At 72.8% G+C, this 14,398-nt stretch carries 13 protein-coding genes, 1 tRNA gene and 1 other RNA gene; 11 read left to right on the top strand and 4 right to left on the bottom strand.

Translation table 11 applies throughout. The annotated features are described in order from the left end of the window. Positions 1 to 6 precede the first annotated feature (6 nt). Positions 7 to 990: an alpha/beta hydrolase gene (locus ASD10_RS03845; RefSeq protein WP_056604902.1), complete on the bottom strand. Its 984-nt coding sequence runs from the start codon at positions 988 to 990 to the stop codon at positions 7 to 9. Between the two features lie 96 nt (positions 991 to 1,086). On the opposite strand from ASD10_RS03845, the gene ASD10_RS03840 reads away from it, so the two are divergent. The 6 genes from ASD10_RS03840 (at position 1,087) to ASD10_RS03815 (ending at position 7,780) form a co-directional block, all read left to right on the top strand. Continuing rightward, positions 1,087 to 2,391 carry a threonine/serine exporter ThrE family protein gene (locus ASD10_RS03840; protein WP_157432440.1) on the top strand — a complete coding sequence of 435 codons (1,305 nt, stop codon included), beginning with the start codon at positions 1,087 to 1,089 and terminating at the stop codon, positions 2,389 to 2,391. Between the two features lie 111 nt (positions 2,392 to 2,502). Then, positions 2,503 to 3,681 (top strand): acyl-CoA dehydrogenase family protein, encoded by a 1,179-nt coding sequence (locus ASD10_RS03835; protein WP_056604899.1) that lies wholly within the window; start codon positions 2,503 to 2,505, stop codon positions 3,679 to 3,681. A gap of 1 nt (position 3,682) precedes the next feature. Further along, positions 3,683 to 4,825: an acyl-CoA dehydrogenase family protein gene (locus ASD10_RS03830; RefSeq protein ID WP_056604897.1), complete on the top strand. Its 1,143-nt coding sequence runs from the start codon at positions 3,683 to 3,685 to the stop codon at positions 4,823 to 4,825. A 146-nt stretch (positions 4,826 to 4,971) separates the two neighbouring features. Further along, the gene (locus tag ASD10_RS03825) at positions 4,972 to 6,069 is read left to right on the top strand and encodes a sigma-E factor regulatory protein RseB domain-containing protein (protein WP_056604892.1); all 1,098 of its coding nucleotides are present in this window, start codon (positions 4,972 to 4,974) and stop codon (positions 6,067 to 6,069) included. Beyond that, entirely contained in the window at positions 6,066 to 6,968 is a 903-nt protein-coding gene (locus ASD10_RS03820) for an ABC transporter ATP-binding protein (RefSeq protein WP_056604890.1), read from the top strand. Before ASD10_RS03825 ends, ASD10_RS03820 begins: the two co-directional genes overlap by 4 nt. Further along, positions 6,965 to 7,780, top strand: a complete 816-nt coding sequence (locus ASD10_RS03815) for an ABC transporter permease (RefSeq protein WP_056604888.1) — start codon at positions 6,965 to 6,967, stop codon at positions 7,778 to 7,780. Before ASD10_RS03820 ends, ASD10_RS03815 begins: the two co-directional genes overlap by 4 nt. Here the strand turns inward: ASD10_RS03815 and ASD10_RS03810 are convergent. After that, a complete protein-coding gene (locus ASD10_RS03810) occupies positions 7,770 to 8,555 on the bottom strand; it encodes a hypothetical protein (protein ID WP_056604886.1) in 786 nt (261 codons plus the stop codon). The two genes, ASD10_RS03815 and ASD10_RS03810, sit on opposite strands and share 11 nt — an antisense overlap. A gap of 98 nt (positions 8,556 to 8,653) precedes the next feature. Between ASD10_RS03810 and ASD10_RS03805 the strand changes: the two genes are divergently transcribed. Next, positions 8,654 to 9,397 (top strand): bifunctional 2-polyprenyl-6-hydroxyphenol methylase/3-demethylubiquinol 3-O-methyltransferase UbiG, encoded by a 744-nt coding sequence (locus ASD10_RS03805; protein WP_056604884.1) that lies wholly within the window; start codon positions 8,654 to 8,656, stop codon positions 9,395 to 9,397. 40 nt (positions 9,398 to 9,437) lie between these two features. Here the strand turns inward: ASD10_RS03805 and ffs are convergent. Beyond that, positions 9,438 to 9,528, bottom strand: an RNA gene (gene ffs, locus ASD10_RS18260) — signal recognition particle sRNA small type. Between the two features lie 64 nt (positions 9,529 to 9,592). Between ffs and ASD10_RS03800 the strand changes: the two genes are divergently transcribed. From ASD10_RS03800 to ASD10_RS03785, 4 genes are all read left to right on the top strand, one after another. Continuing rightward, positions 9,593 to 9,680: transfer RNA gene (locus tag ASD10_RS03800), tRNA-Ser, on the top strand. Between the two features lie 219 nt (positions 9,681 to 9,899). Beyond that, entirely contained in the window at positions 9,900 to 10,877 is a 978-nt protein-coding gene (locus tag ASD10_RS03795) for a glycosyltransferase (RefSeq protein ID WP_056609841.1), read from the top strand. After that, a complete protein-coding gene (locus tag ASD10_RS03790) occupies positions 10,867 to 11,817 on the top strand; it encodes an NAD(P)-dependent oxidoreductase (protein WP_056609839.1) in 951 nt (316 codons plus the stop codon). The genes ASD10_RS03795 and ASD10_RS03790 overlap by 11 nt, the downstream gene beginning before the upstream one ends. Before the next feature lie 78 nt (positions 11,818 to 11,895). Next, positions 11,896 to 13,473 carry a DUF2142 domain-containing protein gene (locus ASD10_RS03785; RefSeq protein ID WP_056604878.1) on the top strand — a complete coding sequence of 526 codons (1,578 nt, stop codon included), beginning with the start codon at positions 11,896 to 11,898 and terminating at the stop codon, positions 13,471 to 13,473. Here the strand turns inward: ASD10_RS03785 and ASD10_RS03780 are convergent. Further along, positions 13,470 to 14,282 (bottom strand): phosphatase PAP2 family protein, encoded by an 813-nt coding sequence (locus tag ASD10_RS03780; RefSeq protein ID WP_056604872.1) that lies wholly within the window; start codon positions 14,280 to 14,282, stop codon positions 13,470 to 13,472. The genes ASD10_RS03785 and ASD10_RS03780 overlap by 4 nt on opposite strands. Between the last annotated feature and the right edge of the window lie 116 nt (positions 14,283 to 14,398).

The following is a 14,398-nucleotide window of genomic DNA, read 5'->3' as shown; positions in this document are numbered from 1 at the left end:
CCGTCCTCAGGCCGTGATGTCGTGCGCGCGCATCCACGTGTCGACGGCGGCGTACGCGGCCTCGCGGGGCTCGGCCTTGGAGATGAAGACGTCGTGGCGTGCCTTGTCGATCGGGACGACCGTGACGGCGTCGCCCAGGCAGCCGGCCCAGCGCGCGATCTGCTTGACGTCGAGCACCGCGTCGGCTTCGTCGACCCGCGGCGACCACTCGCGCGCGAACCACGACGTCGTCGAGCGCAGGACGAGCGAGGGCACGCCGATGTCGAGCCCGCGGTGCAGCCGCGCGTGCCCGCGGCGCACCGCGGTCAGCCAGCCGTACGACACCGGGAAGCCGTTGAGCGGCTTGAACGCGGTGTTGAACTCCCACTCGCCGTGCCCGCTGACGTGCAGGCTCGAGCCGTACGCGTCGGTGAACGGCAGCTTCATCATCGACGTGGGCCTGACCTTGGCGACCAGCGCGATCGCCTGCGTGCCGCCCGTGCGCATCCACGGCTTGCCCTGCAGGTCGAACCACGGGCTGTTGAGCACGAGGCCCGCGATGCCGGCGCCCCGCGAACCACCCGGACGGCGGTTGAGCCGGTCGAGCCACAGCGGCAGGATCAGCCCGCCCGTCGAGTGCGCCGACAGCAGGACGGGCTTGCCGCCGGTCTCGTCGCGCACGATCGCGAGCGACGCCTCGAGCTCGCGGTCGTACAGCGCGAGGTCGGACACGTAGTGGCCCGTCTGGCCCTCGCGGCGCGAGCGGCCGCACTTGCGCAGGTCGAGCGCGTAGAACGCCAGGCCGCGCTCGGTGAAGAACTCGGCCATCTCCTTCTGGAAGAAGTAGTCGCTGAACCCGTGCACGTAGATCACGGCGCCGCGGACGTCGTCGGGCGCGGTGCGGCGCACCAGGGTCGCCTCGACGACCCCCTCGCCGTCCGGGTCGTCGCCGAGGGCGATGGTGTGCTGCTCGTAGCCGTCCCCGAGCTCGTCGGGCTCCCACCGTGTCATGTGCTTCTCCTGCGCTCGCGGGCCGTCAGCCGAACCCTACGCGGCGGACGGCAGGACCGGGTTGGGTGCACGACGCCCGCCCCCCATCATGGACGTGTGACGAGCACGCGCCAGATGCACCAGACCCTCGACCTCGCCCTCCGCGTGGGCGAGATGCTGCTGTCCAACGGCGCGGGTGCCGCCGACGTGACCGCCACGATGGACTCGGTCGCCCACCACCTCGGCATGCGCCAGGTGACGGTCGACGTCACGTTCACGACCCTGACGCTGAGCCACCAGGCCTCGTTCGACGAGGCGCCCCTGTCGCTCACGCGGCACGTGACGCACCGCGAGACCGACTTCGACGACCTGACCCGCGTCGACCACCTCGTCGCCGACCTGCTCGACGACACGATCGACCTCGACGAGGCCCGCATCCGCCTGGCCCAGATCTCGTCGACGGGGCACCGGGCCCCCCGGTGGGCCGTCACGCTGGCGTCCGGCGTCGTCGGGGCCGGCATCGCCCTGCTGATCGGCGGCGACCTCGTCGTGACGGTCATCGCCGCGATCGCCGCGATGGGCATCGAGGTGCTGCAGCGCTACATCTCGCGGCTGCGGCTCCCCCACTTCTACGCCCAGGCGGCCGGCGGGCTGTTCGCGTCGCTGCTGGCCGTCGGCGTCGCGGCCTCTCACGTCGAGGCCGACTCGTCGCTCGTCATCACCGCGAGCATCGTGATGCTGCTGGCGGGCCTCGGCCTGATCGGTGCGATCCAGGACGCGCTCACGAACTTCTACGTCACCGCCAACGCCCGGGTGCTCGAGGTCATGATGTCGACGATCGGCGTCATCGTCGGGGTCAGCGGCGGGCTGACGTTCGGACGGCTCGTCGGTGTCGAGCTGACGGTCGAGCCCGGCGCGTCCGGCCTGTCGCGGCTGCCCCTGATGGTGGCGGGAGCCGCCGTCGCCGCGGCGGCGTTCGCCTTCGCCGCCTACGCCCCCCGCCGGGTCCTGCTGCCCATCGCGGCGATCGCGGGGGCCGCCGCCGCGATCTACCTGCTGATCGCCGAGCGCGACGTCGGACGCGCGTGGCCGGCGGCCGTCGCGGCGATCTTCGTCGGGCTGGTCAGCTACGGCGTCGCGGGACGCGTCAACGTGCCACCCCTGGTCATCGTGACGGCCGCGATCGTCCCGCTGCTGCCCGGCGTCTCGATCTACCGCGGGCTGGGCCTGCTGGCGGCCGACGACCTCGCCGGCATCCTGGCCATGATCACCGCGATCGCGGTGGCCATCTCGCTCGCGGCGGGGGTCATCCTCGGCGAGTACGTCGCGCAGCCGTTGCGGCGCGAGGCGCGTCGTCTGGAGCAGCGCCTGGCCGGGCCCCGACTGGTCGGCCCGCTCCGCGCCCGCACCAAGCGGAAGTAGCCGCCACGGCGCGGCGGCGCCGTGAGCCGGTCACCGCCCGCGTCCCTGAGGCGGCCTTCGACCGCGAGTGGTAGGAATGGCGTGTTACCTGCCAGTAGGCCGAGGAGACCCATGAAGCTTCAGCTGTCCGACGAGGACATCGCATTCCGCGACGAGATGCGCACGTTCTTCACCACCCAGATCCCGCAAGACATCCGTGACACGGTCGCCGCACGCCGCGAGCTGTCCAAGGACCAGATCGTCCGCTCGATGCAGGCCATGAACGCCGCCGGCATCGCGGTGCCGAACTGGCCCGTCGAGTGGGGCGGCAAGGACTGGACCCCGCTCCAGCGCCACATCTGGCACGAGGAGATGCAGCTGGCCGGCGTCATGCCGCCGCTCGCGTTCAACGCCTCGATGGTCGGCCCCGTCATCGCCGCGTTCGGCTCGCAGGAGGTCAAGGAGCGCTTCCTGCCCAAGACCGCCAACCTCGACATCTGGTGGTCGCAGGGCTTCTCCGAGCCCGACGCCGGATCCGACCTCGCGTCGCTGCGCACGACCGCGGTGCGCGAGGGCGACGAGTACGTCGTCAACGGCCAGAAGACGTGGACGACCCTCGGCCAGTACGGCGACTGGATCTTCACGCTCGTGCGCACCGATCCCGACGTCAAGAAGCAGGCCGGCATCTCGTTCCTGCTGATCGACATGACGTCGCCGGGCCTGACGGTCCGCCCGATCGAGCTGATCGACGGCGGCCACGAGGTCAACGAGGTGTTCTTCGACGACGTGCGCGTGCCGGTCGAGAACCTCGTCGGCGAGGAGAACAAGGGCTGGGACTACGCCAAGTTCCTGCTCGGCAACGAGCGCGTCGGCGTCGCCCCCGTGGGCTCGACCAAGCGCACGCTGGCCCAGGCCAAGGAGTACGCCAAGACCGCCGGCCCCGGTGGCACGTCGCTGCTCGACGACCCGCTGGTCGCGGCGCAGATCGTCGACCTCGAGAACGACCTGCTGGCCCTCGAGCTGACGGCGCTGCGCGTCGTCGCCAACTCCGCCGACGGCAAGCCGCACCCCGCCTCGTCGGTGCTCAAGCTGCAGGGGACGGTGCTGCAGCAGGCCGTCACCGAGCTGTGGGTCGACCTCGCGGGCCCCAACGCGCTGGCCACCGGTGCCGGCGACGGCTCCGACGTGCCCGACCTGGCGCGCGTCGCCACGACCAACTACCTCAACTACCGGAAGGCGTCGATCTACGGCGGCTCCAACGAGGTGCAACGACAGATCATCGCCGGGACGATCCTGGGACTGAGGGGCTGACATGGACTTCACACTCGACTCCGAGCAGACCGCGCTGCGCGACGCCGTCCGAGGACTCCTCGGCAAGGCCTACGGCTCGTCCGAGACGCGCCGCGAGGTGACCAAGACCGATCCCGGCTGGGACGAGAAGACCTGGCAGCGGCTGGCCGAGATGGGCGCCCTCGGGCTGCCCTTCGCCGAGGAGGACGGCGGCTTCGGCGCCGGACCCGTCGAGGTGTCGGTCGTCGCCGAGGAGATCGGACGCGTCATCGCGCCCGAGCCGTACGTCGAGGCGGTCGTCCTCGCCGGCGGCCTGGTCGCCGCCGCGGGCACCGCGGAGCAGCGCGCCGAGATCATCGGCGCCCTGGCCGAGGGCACCCTCGTGCCGGCCTTCGCGCACACCGAGGCGCAGGGCCGCTACGGTCAGCGCGCCTACGCCGTGACGGCCTCCCACGACGGCGACGCGTGGACGCTGTCGGGCGTCAAGGAGCCCGTGCTGGGCGGCGCCCGCGCCGACCTGCTGGTCGTCAGCGCCGACGTCGACGGTGCCACGGCGCTGTTCCTCGTGCAGCCCGACGCCGCGGGCCTGACCCGCACGTCGTACTCGACGTTCGACGGCGGACGGGCCGCGCACGTCGCGTTCGACGCGACGCCGGCCACGCCCCTGGGCGAGGCGGGCGCCGACCAGTCGGCCGTCATCGCGCAGGCCGTCGCCGCGGCGCAGATCGCGTACGGTCACGAGGCGCTGGGCGCGATGGCGTTCGCGCTCGAGACGACGACGGAGTACCTGAAGTCGCGCAAGCAGTTCGGCGTCCCGCTCATGACGTTCCAGGCGCTGACGTTCCGGGCGGCCGACATGTACGTGTCGCTCGAGCTCGCCCGCAGCACGGTCACGTGGGCGACGCTGGTCCTGCTCGACGGCGACGCCGACGCGACGATCGAGGCGGCCTCCCGCGCCAAGCTGCAGGTCAGCAAGGCCGGGCGGCACATCGGCCAGGAGGCCATCCAGCTGCACGGCGGGATCGGCATGACCGCCGAGTACAGCGTCGGCCACTACACGAGCCGCCTCACGGCGATCGACCACGCCCTCGGCGACGGTCGCCACCACCTCGGGGCGCTCTCGGCGACGCTCGACGACCACGAGGTGCTCGAGCCCCTGCCGTAACCCCGGCAGGTGGCCCGGCCACGCACCACCCCGAGGGGCGGTGTCCCACCCACGTGTCCGCTCGCGGACGCGTGGCCGGGGCACCGCCCCTCGGCGGTTCGGCTCGATGAGCGCGGCTGGGACCGCCGACGTAGCGTGGCGGGACGATGAACTCCACCGGTCGATGGCTGCTCGTGGTCGGGGTGGCCGCCGCCCTGGTCGCCGCCCCGATCGTCGTCCGCGTGCTCCCGGCCTCCGGCTCGGACGTCACCGCGGCCGCGCTGGGCGAGCGCATCGCGGCGTCGTCGTCGGTGCCGTGGTCGGGCGAGGTGCGCACCCGCGGCACGCTGCAGGTGCCCGACACCGACTCGTTCGGAGGGGTCGTCGACCTGCTGGGCGAGAGCAAGACCCTCCGGGTCTGGTGGCGCGACGCGACCCACTGGCGGGTCGACGACACGCGGCAGACCGGCGAGTCCGACCTCGTCCGCGACGGCACGTCGCTGACCCGCTGGGTCTTCGAGTCGGGCACCGCGACCATCACGCCGTACGCCACCGTGCGCCTGCCCGACACGTCCGACGTGCTGCCGAGCCGGCTGGCCGCACGCCTGCTGGGCGGGGCGACGACCGACGAGCTGAGCCGCCTGCCGTCGCGCCGCGTGGCGGGCCGCAGCGCGGCGGGCCTGCGGCTGACGCCCGCCGACCCCGCCTCGACGATCGACCGCGCCGACGTGTGGGCCGACGAGGAGTCGGGGCTGCCCCTGCGGGTCGAGGTCTACGGCAAGGGCGACGTGCTGCCGGTCGTGACGTCGGCGCTCACCGACGTCGACCTCGACCGGCCGTCCGCCGACGTCACGACGTTCGAGGCGCCCGCCACCGCCACGGTGCGCCGTCGCGACGTGATCGACGTCGCCGCCGGCGCCAACGCCTTCGCCCCGTTCGAGCTGCCGGACGCCGTGGCGGGCCTCGAGCGCACGGGCGACGAGGACGAGCTCGGTGCCGTCGGGGTCTACGGTCGGGGGCCCACCGCGCTCATCGTCATCCCGCTGCGGCGCGGGCTCGCCGGGCAGGTGCGCGACCAGCTGTCGACGGTCGCCTCGGCCCGCGGCGGCGACGCCGGGACGGCTCTCGAGGTCGGCCCGCTGTCGGTGCTCCTGACCGAGGGCGGGCGACGGTCACGCGGCACGTTCCTGCTGGCCGGCACCGTCACCCCCGAGACGCTCGCGCAGGCGTCGACCGAGCTCGCGCAGAAGGTGACGTCCCGATGATCCGCACCCGTGGACTGACCAAGCGCTACGGCGCCCTCACCGCGGTCGACGGCCTCGATCTCGACGTCCGCGAGGGCGACGTCTACGGCTTCCTCGGGGCCAACGGATCCGGCAAGACCACGACGGTGCGCATGCTGCTCGGCCTGGTGCTGGCGACGTCCGGCGAGATCGAGCTGGTCGGGCGGCCCATGCCCGCGTCCAGGGCCTCGGCCCTGCCCCACGTCGGCGCCCTCGTCGAGGGGCCCGGCGCCTACGGGCACCTGTCCGGGAGGGCCAACCTGGCGACGTTCGACCGGGCCGCGTCGGCCACGTCGCGGCGGGTGAGGTCCCGGCGCATCGCCGAGACGCTCGACCAGGTCGGGCTCGACCCGTCCGACCGACGTCCCGTCCGCACGTACTCGCTCGGCATGCGGCAGCGTCTGGGTCTCGCGTCGGCGCTGCTGCGTCGTCCCGCGCTGCTGGTGCTCGACGAGCCCACCAACGGCCTCGACCCGCAGGGCATCCGCGAGATCCGCGAGCTGCTCCTCGCGCTGAACGCCCAGGGCACCACGATCTTCCTGTCGAGCCACCTGCTGGCCGAGATCGAGCAGATGTGCACCCGGGTCGGCGTGCTCGACCGCGGGCGGATGGTGCTGCAGGACGACGTCGCGTCGCTCGTCGCCCCCACCGGCCGCGTCGCGGTGCACACCCCCACCCCCGAGTGGGCCGCCGAGGTGCTGGGGGCGCGGGTCGAGGACGTCTCCGGGCCCCGGCTGGTCGTGGTGTCCGACGACGCCGCCGGCGTCAACGCCGAGCTCGTCGGGGCGGGTCTGCGGGTCGACGAGATCGGCCCGCTGCGGGTCAGCCTCGAGGACGTCGTCCTGCGGGCGAGCACCGAGCACGCGGGGGCACGCGCATGATCCGCCTCGAGCTCACCAGCATGCTGCGCCGGCCGCGCACATGGGTCACGATCGCGATGCTCAACGCGCTGCCGCTCGTCGTGGCGATCCTGCTCGCCGTCACCGACCTCGGCCCACGGCCCGGCACCGGGCCGCCGTTCCTCTCGGCCGTCCTCACCGACGGGACGCTGTTCCCGCTCGCCGCCCTCGGCATCGTGCTCCCCCTGTTCCTGCCCGTCGCCGTCGCGGTGATCGCCGGCGACGCGATCGCCGGCGAGGCCCAGGCCGGCACGCTGCGCTACCTGCTGATCAGCCCGGTCGGCCGCACCCGGCTGCTGGTCGCCAAGCTCGCCAGCACGATCGCGTTCGTCCTGCTCGCGGTCCTGGTCGTCGCCGTCGCCGCCTACGTCGAAGGCCGCGTGCTGCTCGGCTCGGCCGACCCCTCCGGCAGCGTCACGAGCGTCTCGGGCTCGACCCTCAGCCAGGCCGAGATGATCCAGCGGACGGTCGTCGCGCTGGGCTACGTCACCGTCATGATGCTGGGCGTCGCGGCGATCGCGCTGTTCTTCTCGACCGTGACCGAGTCGGGCGTCTCGGCCGCGCTCGGCACCGTCGCGATCCTGATCGGCTCGACCGTCCTGCTCGGGCTGGACGCCGCCGACGTGCTGCAGCCCTACCTGCCGACCCGCTACTGGCTGGCCTTCGTCGACCTGTTCCGCGACCCGATCCGGTGGGACGGCGTGCTGCGCGGGCTGGCCTCGCAGGGCGCCTACCTGGTGGTGTTCCTCGGGGCCGCCTGGGCCAACTTTACGACCAAGGACATCAACACCTGACGTCCTGCGGGATGCGCGGCTGCGCGGGCAGCAACGTCGTCCGCAGCGCAGCCAGCACCACCGGGTCGCCCGGCAGGTCACCGTGCGACGTCGTCGCGGTCGGGCAGAACTCCTGCACGACGAGGTCGAGACCGCCGTCGAGCCGTGACGACTCCGTCGGCGTCACGACACGGTCGGACGTCGATCGCAGCGTCACCCACGCGGGGCCCGCGGGCGTCTCGTCGCCGGCGTTGAGCGCGCGGAGCAGGTCGCTGTCGGGGGCCAGCTGCTCGCAGGCCGTCGGGCAGCTGCCGGCCACCTCCGCGGCCAGCGCGGCGACGTCGGTGCCGTGCTGCGGCGACCCGATCGACACGACCCGTCGCGCCACGGCGGCGCCTCCCTCGTCGCGCACCCACAGGCGCGCGACGACCCCACCCGCCGAGTAGCCGACGACGTCGACCGAGGCGGCGCCCGTGCGACGCATGGCCCGCGTCGCCGCCGTGCCCAGGCGGACGGCCTGGGCCCGCAGGTCGCCGGTCCCGCCGCCCGACGGTGCGACCACGACGACGTCCCGGCCCTGCGACCTCAGCTCGGCCACGAGCGGGTCGAGCGAGGCGACACGCCCGCCGTAGCCGGGCACGACGAGCACGGGCCCGGGCTCGTCCTGCGCCGCGACGTCGTCCTCACCCGTCACGCGCACCCCCACCACGACGGACACGGCGACCGCGGCCGCCACCAGGACGGCGACGACGGTCAGCACCAGACGACGACGCGGGCCGGAGAGGTGGTCGAGCACCCCTCCATCGTGGACCCGATCGCCACGCCGCGCCGGGCACACCGCCGGCTCGCGGCGAGCGGACAGGTCGTGACACCCATTTGCGTTAGCGTGTCTCCATGACGACGAACCACGGTGGGTCGGCTTCGCTCGAATCGACCGACTACTGGTGGTACCGGGCGCGGACGACCCTCCTGGAGGCCGTCCTGTCGAGCAGGGTCGGTGCGCCCCGGCGCGTCCTCGACGTCGGGAGCGCCGACGGGCCGAGCGTCACGTGGCTCCGCGAGCACGACGGCCTCCACGTCACGATCGACATCGACCCCCGCGGGCTGCAGGCGGGCGGCGTCTGCGGATCGGCCCTCGAGCTGCCGTTCGCCGACGGCACCTTCGACCTGGTCGGCGCCTTCGACGTCATCGAGCACTGCGATCCCGAGTCCACCGTCCTCTCCGAGCTGACCCGGGTGCTGCGCCCGGGCGGCACGATGATGATGTCGGTGCCGGCCTACACCTGGGCGTGGTCGAGCTTCGACGTCGCCAACGGCCACCACCGCCGCTACACCCGTCGTCGCGCCCGGGACGCCGTCGAGCAGGCGGGCCTGACGGTCGACCGGTCCACCTACGCCTTCGCGGCCGTGTTCCCGTTCTTCGCCGCGCAGCGCGTCGTCTCCCGCCTGGGCGGGATGCTGTCGAGGTCGTCGACCGAGTCGCCGGCGGACGTCGTCGCGCTCCCGTCGGTCTCGCCGTCCGTCTCGTCGCTCCTGATGCGCCTGTGCCGCATCGACCGGCGGCTCCTGCGACGCTTCGACCTGCCGTTCGGGTCGTCGGTCGTGCTGGCGACGACGAAGCCCACGTCAGCCCGGTAGCGGCGGCGGCCGTCGCGCGCCGGCGACGTGCCCGGACGTGAAGGACCCCCCGCGTACCCGACAGAGCTCACTGACCCTTGCTGCCTTCCGGCCCTGGGGGAGTTGGGTGATGTGTCGCCACGCGAGGGGCTGGCACCATCATACGGATCGATCCCGGTGCGACCCAAGCCGGGCACGACGGGTAACGTTCTCGACGGAGGATTCGCATAGTGGCCTAGTGCGCTCGCTTGGAAAGCGGGTTGAGTGAAAGCTCTCAGGGGTTCGAATCCCCTATCCTCCGCCACCCGGGGACGCCGAGGTCGTCGTCCCCGCCCAGACCCCGTCCGGACCTGCTCCGCGCGGGGTCTCGTGCGTCCGGCCGACGGCGGTCCCCGCGCCGCGGCCCGGTGTCGTGGACAGCCTGTCGGCCACGATGGCCTGCGGCCGACCCGCCGCCCCTATGATGAGGCAAATGACCACGCCTGATCCTGGCCGTCCCTCCGCGGAGCCGGCCGTGCACGAGATGTCCGTCGTCATCCCCGTGTACCGCGGCGAGGCGCACCTGGCAGCCGTCGTCGACGAGATCGCGCTGCTGACCGACGTGCGTCACAGCCCCGACGGTCACCCGTTCCGCGTCGTCGAGACGGTCCTGGTGCACGACTGCGGGCCGGACGACTCCGCACGCGTCATGCGCGAGCTGGCGGCGCGGCACCCGTGGGTCCGCCCGGTGTGGCTCAGCCGGAACTTCGGCCAGCACCCGGCGACCCTCGCCGGCATGGCCTCGGCGGGCGGCGAGTGGATCGTGACGCTCGACGAGGACGGCCAGCACGACCCCGCCGACATCGGCCACCTGCTCGACGCCGCGATGCGCGACGGTGCCCGGCTCGTCTACGCGGCACCCACCAACCAGGCTCCGCACTCGCCGTTCCGCCGCATCACGTCGATCGCCTCGAAGCGGGTCGTCAACGCGCTGAGCAGCAACGGGGCCGACGCCTCGCTGTTCCACAGCTACCGGCTCGTGCTCGGCGAGACGGGCCGCAGCGTCGCGGCGTACGCCGGCGACGGGGTGTACCTCGACGTCGCGCTCGGATGGGTCTCCGGCCGCCCCTCGACGGCACCGGTCCGCCTGCGGGACGAGGGCGATCGGCAGTCCGGGTACTCGTTCCGCACCCTGTTGTCGCACTTCTGGCGCATGGTCCTCACGAGCGGCACCCGGGTCCTGCGCACCGTCAGCGTCCTGGGCGTGGTCTTCGCCGTCCTCGGGGTCGTCCTCGCGGCCTACGTCGCGGCCGACAAGTTCCTCGGCGACGACGTCACCCCCGGGTGGACGTCGCTGATGGTCGTGATGCTCGTGTGCACCGGCGCCATCCTGTTCGTGCTCGGCGTGGTCGCGGAGTACGTCGGCGTCGCCGTCAAGATGGCGATGGGCAAGCCTCTGTACGTCATCACGGGCGACAGCTCCGACGGGCCGCTGGGCCGACGTGCCGATCGTGTCACCTGACGCGGCCACCGTCTGGGTCATCGGTTCGGGCGGTCTGCTGGGCCGCGCCGTCACCGCCGCGGCGCGCGGTGCGGCACGCGAGGTCCGGACGGTGCGGGTGCCGTGGCACGACCGCGACCGGGCCGCCGAGTCCCTGGCCGCCGCCGCGGACGAGGTCGGCCGCGACGGCGACTGGCGGGTCGTGTGGTGCGCCGGCGCCGCCGTCACCGGCACGGCACCGTCGGCGATCGACGACGAGCTGCACCAGCTCCGGACGTTCCTCGACCACCTGCCCGTGCGCGGTGGGGCCCGCTCGGCCGACGGAGCCGTGCTCCTCGCGTCGTCGGCCGGCGGGGTGTACGCGGGAGCGGGATCGCCGCCCTTCTCCGAGCACTCGACGGCCCGCGCGATCTCCGCGTACGGCGAGGGCAAGCTGCGCGCCGAGGAGCTCGTGCGCACCTTCGCCGCCCGCAGCGGCGTGCCCGTCGTCCTCGGCCGCCTGTCGAACCTGTACGGCCCCGGCCAGGACGTCCGCAAGCCACAAGGGCTCATCACGCAGCTGTGCCTGGCCCAGCTCACGCGCACGCCGTTGTCGATCTACGTCTCGCTCGACACCGTCCGCGACTACCTCTTCGTCGACGACGCGGCCGCGATGGTCCTGCAAGCCGTCGACCGAGCGGCCCACGAGGCGGCGGGGGCCGTCGTGGTCAAGATCCTCGCGTCGCACCGGCCCACGACGCTGGCATCGATCCTCGGAGAGATCCGGCGCGTCACCCACCGCCGGCCGAACGTCACCCTCGGCCAGTCGCCCATGACCAGCCTGCAGACCCGCGACCTGCGCTTCGACTCCGAGGTCTGGACCGATCTCGACCTGCTCGCGGCGACCCCCCTCCAGGTCGGCGTGGCCGCCACCCTCGCCGACCTCCGCTCGTCCCTCGACACCGGTCCCGGCCGTCGGTGACCACCGGCGGCGCGGGAGAGCTGCAGCCTGTCGCTTGATACCGTGCCCCGACACCATCCGCCCCGGCAAGGAGCACCAGTGACGACGAGTCGACTCGACGACGGGACGCCCGACGAGGAGGCCACCGCGCCGGCACCGGAGGCCGCGCCGCGCACCCGCCACTGGCGACTCGCGGGCCTCCTGGTGGTGCCCTACCTCCTGCTGAGCCTGTCGTGGGCCCTCAGCAACCCGCCCGCGGCCGCCCCCGACGAGACGCTGCACATCGTCAAGGCGCTCGGCAACGGCGACTTCCAGTTCGGCGAGGCCGGGCCCCCCGTCCCCGACGAGCCGACGCTCGAGAACCGCAACAACTCGACGATCCGCATCTACGACGTCCCGTCGCGGCTCGTGCCGAAGCGCGGCATGACGTGCTTCGCGTACTACACCGACATCACCGCCGACTGCCAGCCCAACGCCCTGCCGAAGGACGTCGGCGACGTCGAGGTGCCCACCGAGGTCGGCGCCTACCCGCCGTTCACGTACGTGCCGATCGGCATCGCCGCCCACCTCGGGTCGACGCCGGCGCAGGCCTTCATCCTCGGCCGCATCGCCGTCGCCCTGATGAGCGCCGGGCTCCTGATGGTGGGGACCGCCCACCTGATCAAGTGGCTGGGTCGCGGAGCGATCCTCGGCACGGTGGCCGCCATGACTCCCGTGGCCGTCTTCATCACGGGGTCGCTGAACCCCAGCGGCATCGAGATCACGTCCGCCGTGGCGGTCGCGTCGATCGTCACGGCGGCGGTGCTGCGCCCCGAGTCGGTCCAGGTCCCGGCCACGCACTGGACCCTCCTGGGGGTCGGTGTCGTGCTCGCCCTGAGTCGTCAGCTGGGCGCGCTCGTGCTCGCCGCGCTGCTGATCCTGATGCTCGTGACGCTGGGCTGGTCGCGGGTGCGCCACCTGCTCGTGACGCGGTCACCGTCGTTCATCGTCGCGTCGCTCGGGCTGATCGCCGCCGGCGCGCTCACCGGCTGGTACGAGCTCACCTTCGACCACCCCGCAGGCACCGGCACGGTGCTGGCCCCGGGCGCCGTGGAGCCGTTCCTCGCCAGCGCCTACCCGCTGATCGACTCGAGCATCGGCCTGTTCGGCTGGCTCGACACGCCTGCGCCGCGGCCGGTCGTGGGCCTGTGGGTCGCGATGTGGGTCGTGCTGCTGGGCGGCGCCCTCCTGCTCGGGCGGCGCCGCGAGATCTGGACGCTCCTCGCGGCGTTCGTGGGCGTCTGGCTGCTGGCCTTCAGCGTCTACGCCAGCGGCTACTACCCCTTGGGCGTCAACGGTCAGGGTCGTCACCTCCTGCCCGCGCTGACCTTCGTGCTGATCTTCGCCGGAGCGGTGTTCGCCGAACGGCTCACGCGCGTCAGCGTCGTCGCGGCCCGGCGGATGTTCGGCGTCGTCGCGGTGCTCGTGGGCGCCTCGCAGGCCGTGTCGATCTACTGGAACGGCCGCCGCTATGCCGTCGGTCGGGGCGGCGACGTGTGGTACTTCCCCGACGCGCTGTGGGAGCCGAAGCTCGGCTGGGCCCCCTGGCTGATCCTCGCAGCGCTCTCGGCCGTCCTGCTCGCCGTCGTGATCTTCCGCTCCCGCCCGCGGGCCGGGACGCACGTCGGCGCGTCCTAGCGGACGCCGATTGCCTCGTCCGGCTCGTCGTCGTGCGAGCCGGACCCGCGTCCGCGCTCCCACGCCGTGACGAGACCGAACGCGACCAGGACGACCATCCAGCCCACGACCGCGTCGACGACCCAGTGGTTGCCGGTGCCGATGATGACGACCGACATCATGAACGCGTAGGCCAGGCCGATCAGCTGCACGATCCTCGGCACGCCGGCCATGATCAGCACGATCGCGACCCACAGCGACCAACCCGCGTGCAGCGACGGGAACGCGGCCAGGTCGTTGGTGATGTCGCCCATGCCCTTGGGCGCCGAGCCGTTCTGGCTCCACCACCCGATGTTCGAGTGCAGGCTGAGGATGTCGTGGTAGCCGTACTGCACCAGCCGCGGCGGTGCCGTCGGCATCAGCAGGTAGAACGACAGACCGATCAGCGACGCGAGCACCAGCGCGCGACGCGCCGTGACGTACAGGGGGCGGCTGCGGCGGTAGAGCCACACCAGCACGCCGAGCGTCACGAAGTAGTGGGTCGTGGCGTACCAGTAGCTGCTCGCCACGCCGATCCAGTCGTGCGCGAAGAAGATGTCGTTGAGCCACGACTCGATGTCGATGCGCCACGACTTCTCGAACGTCAGGATGTCGAGGGCGCGGCCGCGGGCCGGGGCGAACGCGGTGTCGGCGAACGTCCGCGACACGACGTACCCGACGTAGAGCACCGCGATCAGCGCGATCTCGACGCCGGCACGACCGACGACGGGCAGCAGCGCAGCCGTGCGGGATCGCGCGACGCTCTGCGCCTGCTGTGTCGTCTGCGCCATCGCGCCTCCTGTGGCACCTGGTCTCACACGTGCGGACGAGGCCCAGGTGACTCGTCCCGTGTCGATTCTGCTGAGGTGTTACCCCTCAGGCAACCGGGGTTCGCCCGGAATTCTTC

The sequence above is a fragment of the Aeromicrobium sp. Root472D3 genome, assembly GCF_001426485.1.
Taxonomy (GTDB): domain Bacteria; phylum Actinomycetota; class Actinomycetes; order Propionibacteriales; family Nocardioidaceae; genus Aeromicrobium.
This window is presented reverse-complemented; position numbering and strand designations above follow the sequence as displayed.

What these genes read in the sequence shown, in the direction of transcription:
- ASD10_RS03845 (WP_056604902.1), bottom strand. Translation starts at nt 990, where the DNA reads ATGACACGGTGGGAGCCCGACGAGCTCGGGGACGGCTACGAGCAGCAC.
- ASD10_RS03835 (WP_056604899.1), top strand. Translation starts at nt 2,503, where the DNA reads ATGAAGCTTCAGCTGTCCGACGAGGACATCGCATTCCGCGACGAGATG.
- ASD10_RS03830 (WP_056604897.1), top strand. Translation starts at nt 3,683, where the DNA reads ATGGACTTCACACTCGACTCCGAGCAGACCGCGCTGCGCGACGCCGTC.
- ASD10_RS03825 (WP_056604892.1), top strand. Translation starts at nt 4,972, where the DNA reads ATGAACTCCACCGGTCGATGGCTGCTCGTGGTCGGGGTGGCCGCCGCC.
- ASD10_RS03820 (WP_056604890.1), top strand. Translation starts at nt 6,066, where the DNA reads ATGATCCGCACCCGTGGACTGACCAAGCGCTACGGCGCCCTCACCGCG.
- ASD10_RS03815 (WP_056604888.1), top strand. Translation starts at nt 6,965, where the DNA reads ATGATCCGCCTCGAGCTCACCAGCATGCTGCGCCGGCCGCGCACATGG.
- ASD10_RS03805 (WP_056604884.1), top strand. Translation starts at nt 8,654, where the DNA reads ATGACGACGAACCACGGTGGGTCGGCTTCGCTCGAATCGACCGACTAC.
- ASD10_RS03795 (WP_056609841.1), top strand. Translation starts at nt 9,900, where the DNA reads ATGTCCGTCGTCATCCCCGTGTACCGCGGCGAGGCGCACCTGGCAGCC.
- ASD10_RS03780 (WP_056604872.1), bottom strand. Translation starts at nt 14,282, where the DNA reads ATGGCGCAGACGACACAGCAGGCGCAGAGCGTCGCGCGATCCCGCACG.